This is a genomic window from Lacinutrix mariniflava (genome assembly GCF_001418015.1).
GTDB lineage: Bacteria > Bacteroidota > Bacteroidia > Flavobacteriales > Flavobacteriaceae > Lacinutrix > Lacinutrix mariniflava.
The window spans coordinates 297,736-314,603 of the sequence record NZ_LIQG01000027.1; the positions used below are offsets into that span (position 1 = coordinate 297,736).

17 protein-coding genes are annotated in these 16,868 nt (G+C 32.0%); 13 read left to right on the plus strand and 4 right to left on the minus strand.

Annotated elements, in window-relative coordinates:
* Positions 1-486 precede the first annotated feature (486 nt).
* The 3 genes from ASC44_RS13820 to ASC44_RS13830 all read left to right on the plus strand — a co-directional run bounded on the left by ASC44_RS13820 (position 487) and on the right by ASC44_RS13830 (position 3,437).
* The gene (locus tag ASC44_RS13820; protein ID WP_055448207.1) at positions 487-2,109 is read left to right on the plus strand and encodes an amidohydrolase; all 1,623 of its coding nucleotides are present in this window, start codon (positions 487-489) and stop codon (positions 2,107-2,109) included.
* A 108-nt stretch (positions 2,110-2,217) separates the two neighbouring features.
* A complete protein-coding gene (locus ASC44_RS13825; RefSeq protein ID WP_055448208.1) occupies positions 2,218-2,745 on the plus strand; it encodes a DUF2059 domain-containing protein in 528 nt (175 codons plus the stop codon).
* 20 nt (positions 2,746-2,765) lie between these two features.
* Complete coding sequence (locus ASC44_RS13830; RefSeq protein WP_055448209.1) at positions 2,766-3,437, plus strand: hypothetical protein; 672 nt, start codon at positions 2,766-2,768, stop codon at positions 3,435-3,437.
* On the opposite strand, the gene ASC44_RS13835 is transcribed toward ASC44_RS13830, so the two are convergent.
* Positions 3,434-4,132, minus strand: a complete 699-nt coding sequence (locus ASC44_RS13835; RefSeq protein WP_055448210.1) for a class I SAM-dependent methyltransferase — start codon at positions 4,130-4,132, stop codon at positions 3,434-3,436. The genes ASC44_RS13830 and ASC44_RS13835 overlap by 4 nt on opposite strands.
* A 122-nt stretch (positions 4,133-4,254) precedes the next feature.
* Between ASC44_RS13835 and ASC44_RS13840 the strand changes: the two genes are divergently transcribed.
* The 3 genes from ASC44_RS13840 to ASC44_RS13850 all read left to right on the plus strand — a co-directional run bounded on the left by ASC44_RS13840 (position 4,255) and on the right by ASC44_RS13850 (position 6,874).
* Positions 4,255-4,749: a YkgJ family cysteine cluster protein gene (locus ASC44_RS13840; protein WP_055448211.1), complete on the plus strand. Its 495-nt coding sequence runs from the start codon at positions 4,255-4,257 to the stop codon at positions 4,747-4,749.
* An 89-nt stretch (positions 4,750-4,838) separates the two neighbouring features.
* A complete protein-coding gene (locus ASC44_RS13845; protein ID WP_055448212.1) occupies positions 4,839-5,672 on the plus strand; it encodes a sterol desaturase family protein in 834 nt (277 codons plus the stop codon).
* Between the two features lie 284 nt (positions 5,673-5,956).
* Entirely contained in the window at positions 5,957-6,874 is a 918-nt protein-coding gene (locus ASC44_RS13850) for a hypothetical protein (RefSeq protein ID WP_055448213.1), read from the plus strand.
* On the opposite strand, the gene ASC44_RS13855 is transcribed toward ASC44_RS13850, so the two are convergent.
* Positions 6,871-8,145, minus strand: a complete 1,275-nt coding sequence (locus ASC44_RS13855) for an exo-beta-N-acetylmuramidase NamZ family protein (RefSeq protein WP_241491435.1) — start codon at positions 8,143-8,145, stop codon at positions 6,871-6,873. The genes ASC44_RS13850 and ASC44_RS13855 overlap by 4 nt on opposite strands.
* A gap of 7 nt (positions 8,146-8,152) precedes the next feature.
* Here ASC44_RS13855 and ASC44_RS13860 point away from each other — a divergent pair, with 7 nt between their 5' ends.
* The gene (locus tag ASC44_RS13860) at positions 8,153-9,391 is read left to right on the plus strand and encodes an ABC transporter permease (RefSeq protein ID WP_055448214.1); all 1,239 of its coding nucleotides are present in this window, start codon (positions 8,153-8,155) and stop codon (positions 9,389-9,391) included.
* A 268-nt stretch (positions 9,392-9,659) separates the two neighbouring features.
* On the plus strand, positions 9,660-10,640 hold the full coding sequence (locus tag ASC44_RS13865) for a PLP-dependent cysteine synthase family protein (RefSeq protein ID WP_055448215.1): 981 nt from the start codon (positions 9,660-9,662) through the stop codon (positions 10,638-10,640).
* A 325-nt stretch (positions 10,641-10,965) separates the two neighbouring features.
* Here the strand turns inward: ASC44_RS13865 and ASC44_RS13870 are convergent, their stop codons facing one another.
* Both ASC44_RS13870 and ASC44_RS13875 read right to left on the minus strand, forming a co-directional pair.
* The gene (locus tag ASC44_RS13870; protein ID WP_055448216.1) at positions 10,966-11,265 is read right to left on the minus strand and encodes a type II toxin-antitoxin system RelE/ParE family toxin; all 300 of its coding nucleotides are present in this window, start codon (positions 11,263-11,265) and stop codon (positions 10,966-10,968) included.
* On the minus strand, positions 11,258-11,509 hold the full coding sequence (locus ASC44_RS13875; RefSeq protein WP_055448217.1) for a type II toxin-antitoxin system ParD family antitoxin: 252 nt from the start codon (positions 11,507-11,509) through the stop codon (positions 11,258-11,260). Before ASC44_RS13875 ends, ASC44_RS13870 begins: the two co-directional genes overlap by 8 nt.
* A 180-nt stretch (positions 11,510-11,689) precedes the next feature.
* Between ASC44_RS13875 and ASC44_RS13880 the strand changes: the two genes are divergently transcribed.
* The 5 genes from ASC44_RS13880 (at position 11,690) to ASC44_RS13895 (ending at position 16,862) form a co-directional block, all read left to right on the plus strand.
* Positions 11,690-12,970, plus strand: coding sequence for a DUF2851 family protein (locus ASC44_RS13880; protein WP_055448218.1), 1,281 nt, complete (start codon positions 11,690-11,692; stop codon positions 12,968-12,970).
* 39 nt (positions 12,971-13,009) lie between these two features.
* Entirely contained in the window at positions 13,010-13,237 is a 228-nt protein-coding gene (locus tag ASC44_RS17750; RefSeq protein ID WP_083476311.1) for a PspC domain-containing protein, read from the plus strand.
* Between the two features lie 3 nt (positions 13,238-13,240).
* Positions 13,241-14,266: a potassium channel family protein gene (locus tag ASC44_RS13885; RefSeq protein WP_055448219.1), complete on the plus strand. Its 1,026-nt coding sequence runs from the start codon at positions 13,241-13,243 to the stop codon at positions 14,264-14,266.
* A 92-nt stretch (positions 14,267-14,358) separates the two neighbouring features.
* Positions 14,359-15,969 (plus strand): alanine/glycine:cation symporter family protein, encoded by a 1,611-nt coding sequence (locus tag ASC44_RS13890; RefSeq protein ID WP_055448220.1) that lies wholly within the window; start codon positions 14,359-14,361, stop codon positions 15,967-15,969.
* A 14-nt stretch (positions 15,970-15,983) separates the two neighbouring features.
* Positions 15,984-16,862 (plus strand): ComEA family DNA-binding protein, encoded by an 879-nt coding sequence (locus ASC44_RS13895; RefSeq protein ID WP_055448221.1) that lies wholly within the window; start codon positions 15,984-15,986, stop codon positions 16,860-16,862.
* The last annotated feature ends 6 nt before the right edge of the window (positions 16,863-16,868 follow it).

Sequence of the window (16,868 nt, forward strand, 5' to 3'; positions counted from 1 at the left end):
TTATTTTAGATTAATTTTAAGCTAAATATGAAAAGCGTTATTGTAAGCGTCTTTATGGTTACTGCGAATTTATTAAACCAATTAAAAAAGCAAAAACCAATAATATGTTTCCAACAGACATCGTATTCATAATCTTATATATTGCATATTTTGTAATGTTTGGATTTCTAATTTTTGGTCTTTTAAAATCAAAAAATAAAATTTTCTTCAAATGGAATTTTCTAATTTTCGGAATTTATTTAGCAATAATGATTACAATATTTTTAGATTCAGTAAATTTTAAACCTATAAATTCATTCTTTGTTTTGTTATACGGAGTGCTGTTTTTGTTTGCACATGTTATATTTATGGGCATTATAAAACTGATTAAATTAATCGCAAAAAAATAAAAAGTATTAACGTATTAAGTCTAATAAATGACTTCGTTGAAAGACAATATTAAAGGACGTTTTTTATTCTTATATTTATCATCCAAAAATAATACAGATGAAAAACCTTTTAGTCGCTTTAATATTCCTTACTATTTTAAGTTGTTCTAACAATAAAATGGAAGTAGATTCTATTGTAGTTAATGCAAATGTTTACACCGTAGATGCAGAATTTGATAAAGCTGAAGCTTTTGCTGTTAAAGATGGAAAGTTTGTTGCTATAGGAAGTACTTTAGAAATACAAGAAAAGTATTCAGCTAAAGAAAAAATTGATGCACAAGGTAAAACAGTAGTGCCTGGTTTAATAGATGGACATTGTCATTTTTATGGTTTAGGCCTAAATATGCAAACGGTAAATTTAGTAGGTACAACAAGTTTTGATGATGTGATGAAACGTGTTATCGATTTTCAGAATAAAAAAAATACAACATTTATTATTGGTAGAGGTTGGGATCAAAACGATTGGGAAGAAAAGGAGTATCCAAACAAAACACTTTTAGATAATTTATATCCTAATACACCTGTTGCAATAACAAGAATAGATGGTCATGCAATGTTATGCAATCAAGCCGCTTTAGATAGAGCAAATATTACAGTAGAAACAAAAGTAGTAGGCGGAGAAATAAAGATTAAAGACGGTAAACTTACAGGAGTACTTATAGATAATCCTATGGAATTGGTAGAGGCCATTTTCCCTAAACCATCGCGTAAAGCACAAATAGCTGCATTATTAGATGCACAAGCGTTTTGTACTAATTTAGGGTTAACTACGGTTAGTGATGCAGGATTAGATAGGGACGTTATTGAGTTAATAGATAGCTTGCAAAAAGCAAATGCATTACACATGCGGGTATATGCTATGATAAGTAATAAAAAAGAAAACCTTGATTATTACTTAAACAAAGGCAAGATTAAGACCAATAGACTAAATGTGCAGTCTGTAAAAGTCTATGCCGATGGCGCTTTAGGTTCTAGAGGAGCAGCATTAAAAGCGGCGTATAGCGATGAACATAATCATTTTGGAGCGATGGTAATAGGAACAGAAGATTATAAAGAATTAGCGTTAAAAATTGATAAAGCAGGTTACCAAATGAATACGCATGCTATCGGAGATTCGGCAAATAGGTTTGTTTTGCAAACTTATGAGAAGACTTTAATGAATCAAAAAAATAGACGATGGAGAGTGGAGCATGCACAGGTTATTACGGATAATGATTTCGATTATTTTGAAAATGAAAACATAATACCTTCAATCCAACCCACACATGCAACAAGCGATATGTATTGGGCAGAAGATAGAGTGGGAGAAGCGCGTGTAAAAGGTGCTTATGCGTACAAAACATTGTTAGAGAAAAGTGGAAGAGTTGCCTTAGGAACAGATTTCCCGGTAGAGCAAGTGAGTCCGTTTTTAACATTCTATGCTGCGGTGGCAAGAAAAGATTTAAAGGGTTATCCAGAGAATGGATTTCAGAAAGAGAATGCATTATCTAGAAAACAAACTTTAAAAGGTATGACTATTTGGGCTGCATATGCTAATTTTGAAGATAAAGAAAAAGGGAGTATTGAAACAGGTAAATATGCAGATTTTTTAATTTTAAATCAAGATATTATGGAAGTTTCAGAAGAAAAGATACCTCGTACAAAAGTGCAGAATACCTATATTAATGGTGTGGCACAATAATTGATTTTAGAAAACAATACAACAACCATTAAAACGCATGTGTTCAATATTTAGAGAACCGATTAGGCTCTTTAATAAAAACAAAATGCGATTATAAAAAATAAACACATGAAAAAAGTATTTACAGTCCTATTATTTTTAAGCGTATCGTTAACTAGTTTTGCGCAAGTAGACGCTTATAGCGAAGACGTTAAAAAATGCGTAAAAAGCAATGGAACGATGTCTTATTATAATGATGTAATGGACAAAATGTACCAAATGTTGAAAGTGCAATTTACGGATGAAAACGTGCCAGATGCTATATGGGCAGAAATTAAAGAAGGTAAGCCTGCTGCGATGGACGAGTTAGCACAAATGATAGTTTCTGCTTATAAAGGACTTTTTACACATCAGGATGTAAAAAATATGAATGCGCTTTACGCTTCTAAAGCAGGAAAAAACATGTTTAAAAATGATGCTTTAACAGAAGGAGATAAAGTCGTTTTAAACGACTTTTATAAAACAGAAACAGGACAGAAAATTGTGGGTTCTCAAGATGAAATGAATGGTGCTATGAGTAAAATTGCAGAACTATGGAGTAGTCAAACGTATCGTGGTGTTATTGCTCAACTTTCGGAAAAAGGTTATAATTTGTAAAAAAAAATAAACGAGTTCAAATGAAATACACTTTCCTATTAATTATTTTTTGTTGTTTTAATAGTCCTGTTTTTGCCCAATACGGTTGGACAAAAGCTGAAGTTACCTTAAAAAATGGAACGGTTTTAGAAGGGGAGGCTTCTTTAGCAATGATGTCTAATGGTATTAATTTAGGAAAGGAAAAGCTTAAATTTAGAAAGAGTAGAAAAGCAAAGAAATCTAAATATTTACCAAAAGAGATTGATCAAATTGTTTTTACTGTCACTTATAAGGAGAAAGTAGGAAGAAAGAAAGTAGAAAAAACTAGAATAGAAAAATACATTCCAGTATTTTTAAATAAAAAGCAAAGCAAATTAGGCTTTGTGGAACTTATGGTTGAGGGTAATTTAAGACTTGTTGGCAGAACCGTTGCTGTGCAGTCTGGTGGAGGTTGGAATGGTGCAATGGGTGCCGCAGGAGCTGCACCTGTTTATATTCCTGGTTATATGGGAAGCCATAATCAAGTTATGTTTTTAAAAGAAGGACAAAAGCCTAAAATTTTTAATCAAGTAAGCTTAACCAAATCTTTTAGAAAAAGAGCAATGGATTATTTTGAAGATTGCCCAATTCTAAAAAATAAAATAGAGAATAAAGAATTTGTAAAAGAAGATCTTCAAGAAATTGTGAAGTTCTATAACTCAAGTTGTAATTAAATATAAAGCTTCGCTAAATAATCGAAATGTTCGTCTTTGGCTACAATTTCGCAACGCAATCCAACCGAAGCACAAGCAGTATTTAGTGTGCTAGCGTCAAGGTATAACCATTTCATAGGTAGCTCTTCTTCGTTTTTGTACTTTAAATAGTAATCTAACTCTCCATAATAGCCAGAGTTTAGATCTTGCCAAAAGCCGCCATCTTCATCTTCGTACATGTATTTTATATCTGTAGAATCTATTAATATTTGACCATCATCATTTAATAAACTTTTTAAATGAGCTAAGTATTTAGGAAGTGCTATTAAAGATTGAAAAATCCCAGTGCCATTCATTAGTAACAGTATAGTGTCAAATGTTTCTTTTTCGTCTAAAAGTGATATTAATTCAGCATTTAAGACACCTCTTTTTTTACAGACTTCGATAGCACCTTTAGAAACATCAATAGCTTTTACGTTAAAACCGCCTTGTTGAAGATGTAAACTATGACTTCCTGAACCACAACCAACATCTAATATGTCTCCCTTTGCTAGTTCTAGTGCATCTTTTTCGAGCTTAGGCATTTCAGTGTAACTTCTAAACAAATAATCTATAGGTAATATGTCTTCACCAGAAATGTTAGTGGACGTAATAATGTCTTCGGAAGCGTTTCCGTTATAAAAATCTAATAATGCTTTTCCGAATAAGTCTTTCATTAATACTTGTTTTTTATTTCCGCGTAGACGGAAACCTCTTTTATTTATTTTTATAGTTGTCCTAAGCTCTAGCGTTTCTTGTTTGTTTTAATTGTATCAAGAACTTTGCTTATTTTCGCAATATGCAAGACATTATTAACAATCTTCCAAAGCTGGCCAAAGATAAGCATAAGGAAAATAAAACCTTTTTTACAAAGCTTAAAAAAAAGCCGCCAAAACAATTGGATTACATCATGCAGGAGTTACATGAGGAAGAGTTTGAGAAAACCGATTGTTTAGAATGTGCCAATTGTTGTAAAACTACAGGGCCTCTGTTTACAGATAAAGATGTAGATAGGATAGCGAAGCATTTTAAAATGAAAACTCAAAAATTTATAGATCAGTTTTTAAGAGTGGATGAAGATAACGATTACGTATTGCAAAGTGTGCCATGTACGTTTTTGGGCGCAGATAATTATTGTTCTATTTACGATGTAAGACCAAAGGCATGCAGTGAGTTTCCGCATACAGATAGGAAGAAGTTTCAGCAAATCTCTAACTTAACGCTACAAAATGTTGCAATTTGTCCAGCAGCTTTTAATATTGTGGAGAAGATGAAAGAGCGTATTAAGTTGTAGTTTAACTTCATTAATAGGAAGATGAAGGATGCAATGATCTCATGACCTTTTAAACTAAATTTAGCTTATTATTTAAATCAAAAAAGATAATGGAGAATCTAATTGCCTATTTTGAGAATATACCAACACTTCATAGGAGTGTACTTTTAGTTGGTGGTATTACGTTGTTTTGGGTTTTAGAAGGTATTTTGCCATTATTTAATTTCAAGTATAAAAAATGGAAGCATGCCTTACCAAACTTGTTTTTTACTCTAACAACAATCATAATAAATTTTGCATTAGCTTTTGCGTTGTTGGGGACTGCAGATTGGGTTACAGCAAATAACTTTGGTCTTTTAAATTGGTTTCCAGAAATGCCATTTTGGTTGTATGTTGTTTTAGGTGTTTTACTTTTAGATTTTGTAGGTGCCTATTTAGCGCACTTTACAGAGCATAAAATTGGTGTATTGTGGATGGTGCATTTAGTGCATCATAGCGATCATGAAGTCGATACTACATCTGCAAATAGACATCATCCTTTAGAAAGTGTTATTCGTTTTATATTCACTTTAATTGGTGTTTTTATTATTGGAGCTCCAATAGGTATTGTTATGCTTTACCAATCTATGTCACTAATATTTACACAGTTTACTCATGCTAATATTAAAATGCCAAAAAAATTAGATAAACTTTTAAGTTATATTGTTGTGTCTCCAGACATGCATAAAGTGCATCATCATTATAAATTGCCATACACAGATTCTAATTATGGTAATATATTTTCAATTTGGGATCGTCTTTTTGGAACCTATTTATATTTAGAAAGAACTAAAATTATTTATGGTGTAGATACTTTTCCGAATGCTGAAGAAAACGCGAGTTTAAAACATTTATTAAAGCAGCCTTTTCATAAGTATAGAAAACCAATTAATAAAATTGATTAATAGAATATTCGTAATCTTTTAATGTAAGACCTTTTTTCGTGTTTATTATTCTCTCTTTTTGGTATAATCATTGCGTAATACTTAGTAATTGATGCTAAATATTAGTTAGTTGATTGATTATCAGATAAAGTTGCACTTAAGCGAGTATATTATACTTTTCGGCTAAATTCTTCTAAATTATATATATATAATAAAGGTATAAGTGCTATTTGCTTTACTTTTGTACTCCCTGAAACTAATTGATTTTTAGCAAAATTTATTAAAATTAGTAAAAAAATTCAGTCATGAAAAACCTAAAAAATCTAATCCTACTTACATTCGCTTTATTCTTAAGCTTACTTTCCTTTGGACAGCAACAAGCGCTTACTAATATTCAAAGAAATATTAACAAAGATGCAGCTGGTTTGGAGCAATCTCTAAACTTTACCTTAGATACATTAACACTTAAAAGTGATAAGAACATTTTACGTGTTACTTTCTTAAGTCATGATGAAAAGGACTCTGTGATAATAGATGTTGATGCACCGGAAATTAAAATTCCATTATATCACTTTAAAAAAGGACGATATACTATTGCTGTATATAGAGAAGATAAAATTATAGCTTTGGGTGTAAAACGTGTTGAAGACATAGCAAGACCTAAAGATGCAATCGAAGATTTAGAAGAAAGTATTTTAAGATCTAGTTTAAGTGAAGAAGAGCAAATAGCTAGAAATATTAAACCTCTTAAGAAAAAACCAAGAGTAACAAAGGAAGTAGATACACGTCTAGCAGAATCTAAACCAAGACCAAATAAAGAAGTTGATCGCGTTGTTACTAAGCCAAGAGCAGAGAAAGAAGTAGATACTCGTGTTGCTGTTGTTAAGCCAAAAGAATCAAGAGAAAAAGAGACACCTAGTAAACCTGTAAGAACACGCAAACAGAGAGCGCCTAAAGTGGTTGCTAGCGTGAATAAAAAGAATGTATTCGAAATAGCAGCAGAAAGAGAAGAAGCAAAAAATGCTTTACGTCTTAAAAACGAAAAAGACAGAGCGGTTGCTGAGGTTTCTAAAAAGAGACCAGAAAGACAAACAACACTAATAGAGGTTAAAAAAGTAACTTACAACCTGTCAATTGAGAATACTCAAAATGTTGAAAAGCAATCTCGTGAAGATTATAGAGCAAATAATTTACGTCCTAACGGAACACGATACGAAAACTAATTATAGAGTAAATATTTAGCTCGCATTACATTAAAACTATCTAAGCCATCTTTCCAGGTGGCTTTTATAGTTTCTATAGTTTCGCCTGCTTCAATTTGTTTCTGTAATTGTTTTGTACCTGCTAGCTTAGTAAAAAAGCCATTAGATACAAAGAACTTACTTTTATCACTAGTGGTGTTGTAAGCGTTAATTAAGTAGCTTAAATCTAAGCCATTTAACTTTGGTGCTTTGGTTAGATTGTAACCATTACAAGCCTTGTTTTCGTGTTTAGGATATTTTGATCCAAAGTTAGGTTTAGGTGTAAAACTAAAATCAGATTTAGGCAAAAACGGAGAACCATAAATTTGAAACTGTAATTCTGTGCCACGTCCAGCACTAACATTTGTACCTTCAAAAAAGCAAAGACTAGGGTATAAATTTATAGCAATATCATTAGGTAGGTTAGGAGATGGTTTTATTGGTAAGTTGTAAGCAGTGTCATGAGAATAATTCTTCATTGTAATAACTGTAAGTTCACATTTTATAGCATTAGTTAACCAGTTTTCTCCATTTATCATTTGTGCATATTCTCCAATTGTCATGCCATGAACAACAGGAATAGGATGCATACCAATAAAACTCTTATGTTCGTTTTCTAAAATAGGTCCGTCTACATAATGTCCATTTGGGTTTGGTCTGTCCAATATAATCACAGGAATATTTGCTTCTGCACAAGCTTCCATAACATAATGTAAAGAAGAAATGTAAGTGTAAAAACGGGCACCAACATCTTGAATATCAAAAACGACAACATCTAAATCTTTTAATTGGGCAGCAGAAGGCTTTTTATTCTTTCCGTAAAGCGATATTATAGGTAAACCAGTTTTGGTATCTAAACCATCTTTAACAACTTCTCCAGCATCGGCCTTACCTCTAAAACCATGTTCTGGAGCAAATACTTTTTTAACATCAATTTTGTGTGAGATTAGAGAATCAACCAAATGTGTGTAATCATTATTGTTTTCTGTTTGCGATAACTTTACCTCATTTTTAAACACCACACTTGTTTGGTTTGCTACTACACCAATACGTTTGCCTTTTAAAAGTTTTAAATATGCATCTGTTTGGTTTGCTCCAATAACAATATTTTTGTTGTTTTTTGCTGGTTCAATTACTTCTGCCGTAACATTGGTTCGCGAAGTAACATCAACCTTATTCGCCTTTCCACAAGAAATTCCTAAAAAAAGAAATAATAAAACTGTATTTTTACACCACATTAATTGTACACTCATAACTTTTTTGAATTTCGAATATTTTATAGCAAAACGCATTATTGACAGTAAAGCGTATAAAAGTAGTATATCGGCACCAATAATAAAAATTGGAATCGTAGCAATTGCTTTGGGAATTATTGTAATGATGATTGCGATCGCGACAGGAATTGGACTTCAGCAAAAAATAAGAGATAAAGTAGTAGCTTTTAATGGCCATGCCACCATTACTAATTACGACACTAATAACTCGCAAGAAAGCGAAAAGCCACTTTCCATAAATCAAGATTTTTACCCAGATTTTAATAGTGTAGAAGGTATAAAGCATGTACAAGGCGTCGCAACAAGATATGCCGTTTTTAGACAAGTAGATGCTTTCGAAAGTGTTATAATAAAAGGTGTTGGTGCAGATTACGATTGGCAATATTTACAAGATTATTTAATTGATGGCGTCTTGCCAGACTTCACGCAAAAACGAAACGAAGACCTTTTAATATCGCAGTATTTTGCAAGAAGGCTCAAATTAAAAATTGGAGACACAGTAAATGCTAATTTTTTAAGGAACGACTTAAGTAAGCCGCCAAGAATTTTACCGTATAAAGTCGTCGGAATCTATAATTCTGGTTTTAAAGAATTCGACGAAAAATTTGCCATTGGAGACATCAAGCATATTCAACGTTTAAACAAATGGGAACCAGATCAAATAGGAAACTTTGAAGTTTTTATAGACGATTTCGATGCTATAGACGAAAAAACTAAAGCCATTTTTCAAGAAACACCTTCTACATTAAACGTACAATCTGTAAAACAAAAATTCGGAATGGTATTCGAGTGGATTGGTATTTTCGATAAAAACATAATAGGCATCATTGGTATCATGATTCTAGTAGCAGGTATTAACATGATAACCGCACTGCTAGTCCTAATATTAGAACGCACACAAATGATTGGAATTCTAAAAGCCCTAGGAAGCAGCAGTAATAGCATTAGAAAAATATTTGTTTACAACGCAACCTATCTTATAATTAAAGGTTTGTTTTGGGGAAATCTAATAGGCTTAAGTTTGCTATTCGCTCAAAAGTATTTTGGGTTTTTAAGTTTTCCAAACCCAGAACAGTATTACATGACAACCATTCCGGTATACATAAGTCTCGATTATATTATACTATTAAACCTTGGAACATTCGTACTATGTTTGGCCATGTTGCTAATCCCATCTTACATTATTACTAAAATATCTCCAGTAAAAGCCATTCGTTTCGAGTAGCATATTTTGGGCGTTACCTAAAGGTCGCGCTTTCCGCTATATCTTTTTTGCTTTTAATGGCAAAAAAGGATGCCGCTTTAATCGCTAACGCGGGCGTATTAATTAAGTTTAGTTATCTAAATTAGTGTGTAAGCATCTATTTGTTTACGCTTTTAAATCTTAGAATTACTATGTCGCCTACCTTTCGTTAAAATGAAAGTTAAAAGAAACAAAAGTATATTACCATTTTAGTACTTTTGCAAAAGAAAAAGCAAATAAAAAAAAACGCATGCAATACGCAGAAAATATCCTTGGAACTATAGGAAACACACCATTAGTAAAAATAAACAAATTAACAGCAGAGCTACCATGTTTGGTACTCTCTAAATACGAAACCTTTAACCCAGGAAACTCGGTAAAAGATCGTATGGCATTACAAATGATTGAGGATGCAGAAGCAGACGGTCGTTTAAAACCAGGAGGAACAATAATAGAAGGAACTTCTGGAAACACAGGAATGGGATTAGCATTAGCAGCAATTATAAAAGGCTACAAATGTATTTTTGTAATGGCAGATAAGCAATCTAAAGAAAAAGTAGACATCTTAAAAGCAGTAGGAGCAGAAGTAGTAGTTTGCCCAACAGCAGTAGAGCCAGAGGATCCAAGATCGTATTACTCGGTATCAAAACGTTTAGGCGAAGAAACACCAAACTCTTGGTACGTAAACCAATACGATAACCCAAGCAACGCAAAAGCACACTATAAAAGTACAGGTCCAGAAATTTGGGAACAGACAGACGGTAAAATAACACACTTTGTAGTTGGTGTAGGAACAGGAGGAACAATCTCAGGTGTTGGAAAATACTTAAAAGAACAAAATCCAAATATTAAAATTTGGGGAATAGATACTTATGGTTCCGTATTTAAAAAGTACCATGAAACAGGAATTTTCGATGAAAAAGAAATATATCCTTATGTAACCGAAGGTATTGGTGAAGATATTTTACCAAAAAATGTAGACTTCGATATTATCGATGGTTTTACAAAGGTAACAGATAAAGACGCTGCAGTTTACACGCAACGATTAAGTAAAGAGGAAGGGATGTTTTTAGGTAATTCTGCAGGAGCAGCAATTAAAGGTGTGCTACAGTTAAAAGAACACTTTACTAAAGACGATGTTGTGGTTGTGTTATTTCACGATCATGGTTCACGTTATATCGGTAAAATGTTTAACGACGATTGGATGCGTGAGATGGGTTATATAGAGTAGTATCATTGTTAGGAGTTTTTTGCCACGTGGCAATCTCTTAAATGGTATCTAAATATTATAAAAAAGCAAAAAGCACAGTTTTAAAACTGTGCTTTTTTTATTTTAAAATTTTTGAAAGGTTCGTTTAACGTTTCGTGTATATTTAGTGCGAGAATAGAAAGTCAGAAGACTTTCTATTAAGAACGAGGCAAAGCATTTTGTTTGCCTTTATCTTATTTTATTCTAAAATCAAATCAAAATGATTTGACGGCCTTTTTAAATATACACTAAACTTTGGTAAAGCACAAAACCGCATTGATTATATATATTGTTGTGTGTAGTTATTTTATTCAGTTATTCTTTTCTTTAAATCCATTCTTTCGTGTAATATTCTGATTATTTCTATATAATTCTCGTTTATAGTTCTGAAGAATATTATATGCTTATTAACTTTTACTCCAAGGAGTTGTTTTGATATTCCTTCATAAATTTGTCCTAAATCAGGATTTTCTGCTATTTCTTCACAATTCAAAATTAGTATATCATAATATTTGTCTGCCTGTTTTTCTGACCAAACTTCATAAGTATATTCCCAAATTTTAGATATGTCCGCAACAGCTTCGTTAGTCAATTTATATTTAGCCATTCGAACGTTTTTTCGCTTTTAAAGATTCAAGATGTTTTTTAGGGTCAAAGTCGTGTGCAATTCCACTATCAATTCCTTCTTGAATAGCTCTTTTTAATGCAATAACTTTTGTTTCTTCTTCTTCTAATAGTCTCAATCCTGCACGAATAACTTCACTAACATTTTTAAATCTTCCTTCGCTTATACTACTTTGTACGAATTGGTCAAAATAATTTCCGAGTGATATTGATGTGTTTTTATTCATTTTAATATTATTTACTTCAAATATACCAAAAATTGGTAAGAAAGTAAAATTTCGAAATTACACACAATGTTTCGTTGATATAAAATCGTTTCAATGTTTTATATCATACGTTAAACGAAGTTAGCAGAAAAATATGACAAAGTCAAGTTCGTAATGCGTGAAATTCCGTACATTTAAAACATGCAAGAAGACTTTTTACATTACCTCTGGAAACACAAAAAGATAAGCACTACAGATCTTAAAACAACTAAAGGAGAGAAAGTAACGATTGCTAATGTTGGAGAACACAACCACAATGCAGGACCAGATTTTTTTAATGCACAACTTAAAATTGGAGAACAACTGTGGGCAGGAAATCTAGAAATTCATATAAAATCTAGCGATTGGTATCTACACAACCACGAAACAGATAGTAATTACGATAATGTAATTATACACGTAGTTTGGGAACACGATACCGAAATTTTTAGAAAAGACAATACTCAAATACCAACACTAGAATTAAAAAACTACGTTACACCAGAGGCATTACATAACTACCAAAAATTATTTAATAATGCTCAAAAATGGATAAACTGCGAAAACGATTTTGCATCTATTCCAGAATTTACCATTTCCAATTGGCTAGAGCGGTTGTATTTTGAGCGTTTAGAGCGTAAAGCAAACGATATTGTAATAGTACTAGAGCAAAGTACAAATAATTGGGAAGCTGTTTTATTTAAAATGCTGGCTAAAAACTTTGGACTTAAAGTAAACGGACAAGCATTCGCAAGTATTGCAAACTCTTTCGATTTTTTAATAATAAGAAAACAACAGTCAAAGTTACTAAGTTTAGAGGCGCTTTTGTTTGGGCAAGCAGAATTGCTGCAAGACGATTGTCAAGAACCATACTTTATAGCATTAGAAAAAGAATATCAGTTTTTAAAACAGAAATTCACCTTGTCTTCACAAAACGTAACACCCTTACAGTTTTTTAGATTACGACCACCAAATTTTCCAACCATTCGTTTGTCTCAATTGGCGAATATGTATCATTTACATCAAAATGTGTTTTCAAAAATTATAGAAACAAAAACCTTAGAAGATTTCTATAAGTTGTTTTCTGTAGAGACTTCTGTCTTTTGGGAAACGCATTATACTTTTAGTAAAGCATCTAAACCATTAAAAAAGGGATTAACGAAACCGTTTATAGACCTTTTACTCATTAATACTATTATACCAATAAAATTTAGCTATGCAAAACAGCTGGGTAAACCTATAGATAATGAGATTATACAATTACTTGAGCAAATTACTTCAGAAAAAAATAGCATCGTTAATAAATTTAATAGTTTAAAAAAAGTATCAAAATCTGCATTAGATTCTCAGGCTTTAATTCAGCTTAAAACGGAATATTGTGATAAAAATAGATGTTTACAATGTGCGATTGGTAATCAGTTACTTAATAAAATATCAAACTAATTTAGAATTAAAATAGAAAAGGTTTTATTACCTTGCAATATGCAAATAGCTCGAAATACATTATTGTTTTTTCAAAAACATGGTTATCATGTTTGTCAGCGAATAGCCGACAGATTAGGGATTCGTGCAAAAATTGTTCGTACTACTTTTATGTACCTCACATTTGTAACTGTTGGTTTTGGTTTTGCTTTGTACTTGTTCATGGCTTTCTGGATGCGAATAAAAGACATTATATATACTAAAAGATCTTCAGTTTTCGACTTGTAAAAAATGGTGAATTCATTACGTAAATTTTTCGAAACTAAAATATATTTAGCCATTACATTATTAGTATTTGTGCTATTAATAGGTGTTTTGGGTTTTAAGTTAATTTCAGGATATTCTTGGGTAGATGCTATTTACATGACGGTTATTACTATTACAACCGTAGGTTTTGGAGAAGTACAACCGCTTGATGATAGTTCTAAAATATTCACTGTATTTTTAATTTTGTCTAGTGTTGTAATAGTAGGTTATGCACTTTCAATTATTACAGAATATATTATTAGTACTAATAATTTTGAAGAGCTAAAAAAGAAAAAGATGCAAAAGAAAATTGATAGTTTCCAGAATCATACCATTATATGTGGTTATGGTCGTAATGGGAAACAGGCTGCAAAAAAATTAATGTCCTATAAAAAGGAGTTTGTAATAATAGAGAAAAATAAGGACATTATAGAAAAGTTCGAGAGTGAAACAATCCCAATGGTTTTAGGTAATGCTAATGAGGATGAAATACTTTTACAAGCAGGTTTAAAAAGAGCTAGTACATTAATTTCGGCTTTACCTAGTGATGCAGATAATCTATTTGTAGTCCTTTCTGCAAGGCAAATAAACAAAGATGCCTGTATAATTAGTCGTGCGTCTCGAGAAACGTCTTATCAAAAATTAAAATTAGCAGGTGCCAATAATGTTATTTCTCCAGATAGAATTGGTGGTGACCATATGGCATCTTTAGTAGTTGTTCCAGACTTAATCGAGTTTATAGATAACCTTGCTGTAGGTGGAAATGAAAACGTAAATATAGAAGAAATAGATGTAGATAAACTCTATAATACGTCTAATAAGGTTCAGACTATTAAGGATTTAGATCTTAGAAATAAAACAGGTTGTACGGTAATAGGTTTTAAAGGAAGCGATGGAGAATACATTGTAAATCCAGAAGCCGAAATAAAATTAGTGCCACATTCTAAAGTGATTGTTTTGGGAAGACCAGAGCAAATACAGCAGCTTAAATCTATTTATGATTTAGACTAGTGTTAATTTTTTAACGATTAGCATTTTATAAACTCAGCATTTTTTTGCATCTTGCTATTCTTAAACTAAAAATTAACTAACTAAAACACATTATGAAGAAGTATCTTCTTTCAATTTTATCTTTAATTTTACCACTATTATCAATCGCTCAAGACTCTGCAGAGATTGGTATCGACCAAAAAATCGATAAAGCCTTTGGCAGTGCTACGGGGTGGTTTGTAGATCTAATTTTCTATAGAATAGATTTTGGTGGAGGTGTAAAAATTTTCTGGGTGTTATTTCCTTTAATTCTTGGAGCTTTATACTTTACTTTTTATTTTAAATTTATAAACTTTAGAGGATTCTTTACATCAGTAAACATTGTAAGAGGAAAGTACGATCACTTAGATGGTGCCGATGATAAGAGTGTACAGGATCTGCATGTTTCAGGAGATGCAACACCTGGTGGAGATTCTATTGAGACTATTAAGGTTGAAAATCATGAAGGAGAGGTTAGTCATTTCCAAGCATTAACAGCAGCTTTATCAGCAACTGTAGGTTTAGGAAACATTGCTGGTGTAGCTATTGCGGTTTCAATTGGTGGAGCTGGAGCAACATTTTGGATGATTATTGCAGGATTTCTTGGTATGGCTTCAAAATTTGTAGAATGTACTTTAGGTGTAAAATATAGAGATATAGAATCAGATGGTACTGTTTATGGAGGACCAATGTATTACCTAACTAAAGGATTAAAGTCTAAAGGAATGGGAGGCCTAGGTAAGGTGTTAGCTGTTTTATTTGCAATATTTGTTATTGGTGGTTCTTTTGGAGGTGGTAACATGTTTCAAGTTAATCAAGCCTTTCAATTAGTAGAAAATATTACCGGAGGAGAGCAATCTTTCTTACATGGTTATGGTTGGGCATTTGGTTTAGTTATGGCTATTTTAGTAGGTATCGTTATTATTGGAGGTATTAAGAAAATTGCAAGTGTTACAGATAAAATTGTACCATTTATGGTAGCTATATATGTAGCAGCATCATTATTTGTTATCTTTTCTAAAACAAGTATGATTGGGCCTGCTTTTGGAGCAATTTGGGATGGAGCATTTAGTCCAGAAGGAATTGCCGGTGGTGTAGTTGGTGTATTAGTACAAGGATTTAGACGTGCAGCGTTCTCGAATGAAGCAGGTATTGGATCGGCTTCTATAGCACACGCAGCAGTAAAAACAAAATATGCAGCAAGTGAAGGTTTAGTAGCTTTATTAGAACCTTTTATAGATACTGTAGTTGTTTGTACAATGACGGCTTTAGTATTAATTATTACAGGTTTTGTAGATCCATCTAATCCTCCAGGAAGTGATGCACAAGCAATATTATTAACATCTAGTGCTTTCGAATCTTCAATCTCATGGTTCCCATATGTATTAACTATAGCGGTAGTTTTATTCGCATTTAGTTCTATGATTTCATGGTCTTACTATGGTTACCAAGGGTGGTCTTACCTATTTGGTCGTACTAAAAAAGCAGAGTACACATATAAGGTTATCTTTTGTGTATTTGTAGTTATTGGAGCAGCAGCAAGTTTAGGTTCTGTAATTGGATTCTCAGATGCGATGGTATTTGCAATGATGGTTCCAAACATGATAGGTTTAGTACTTCTAGCACCTAAAGTAAAAGAAGAGCTTTTAAAGTATATGACTGCTATTAAAACGACTAAAGAATAACATATAATATTAATATGAAAAATATAAAATCCCATTTCAAGTTCACTAAAGAACAACGAAATGGGATTTTTTTATTGTTATTACTTATCGTTACCTTTCAGTGTGTTTATGCATATGTTAGTTTTTCTTCGGAAGAAATAATTGTAAATTCAAAAGAGTTGCAATTATTTCAAAGCGAAATAGATTCCTTAAAATTAGTAGAGATAGAAAATCGTAAACCGAAAATCTATCCTTTCAATCCAAATTTTATTACAGATTATAAAGGTTATACTTTAGGTATGACTAATGAGGAAATTGATAGGCTCACAAAATTCCGAGCTAAAGACCAATGGGTAAACTCAGCAAAACAGTTTCAACAAGTCACTAAAGTTTCAGACTCTCTCTTCAATAAAATATCCCCTTATTTTAAATTCCCAGATTGGGTAACAAACCCGAAGCCTAAAAAGCAATATTCAAAATCTTTTAACACTAGTAAGCCTAAAACTGAAGCAGAGAAAATAGATTTAAACATAGCAACTGCTACTCAGCTGCAAAAGGTGTATGGAATAGGTGAGGCGTATTCAGAACGTATTATTAAATACAGAACAAAGCAAAATGGCTTTGTTTCTATAATAGAGCTAAATCAAGTTTACGGTTTAAAACCTGAAACGATAGTCGAACTTAAAAAGTCTTTTAGTTTAAAAACGCAAAAAGCAATCATTGCAATTAATCTAAACACCGCTTCAAAATCAGAATTAGTAACGGTTAGATTTATAGATTATGAAATCGCTCATAATATTATTGAGTATAGAACGCTTCACGAAGGCTTTAATTCTTTTGAGGATTTAATAAAAGTTAAAGACTTTCCCATTAAAAAAATAGAGATAATTAAGTTATATTTACGCTTAAATTAGAATATA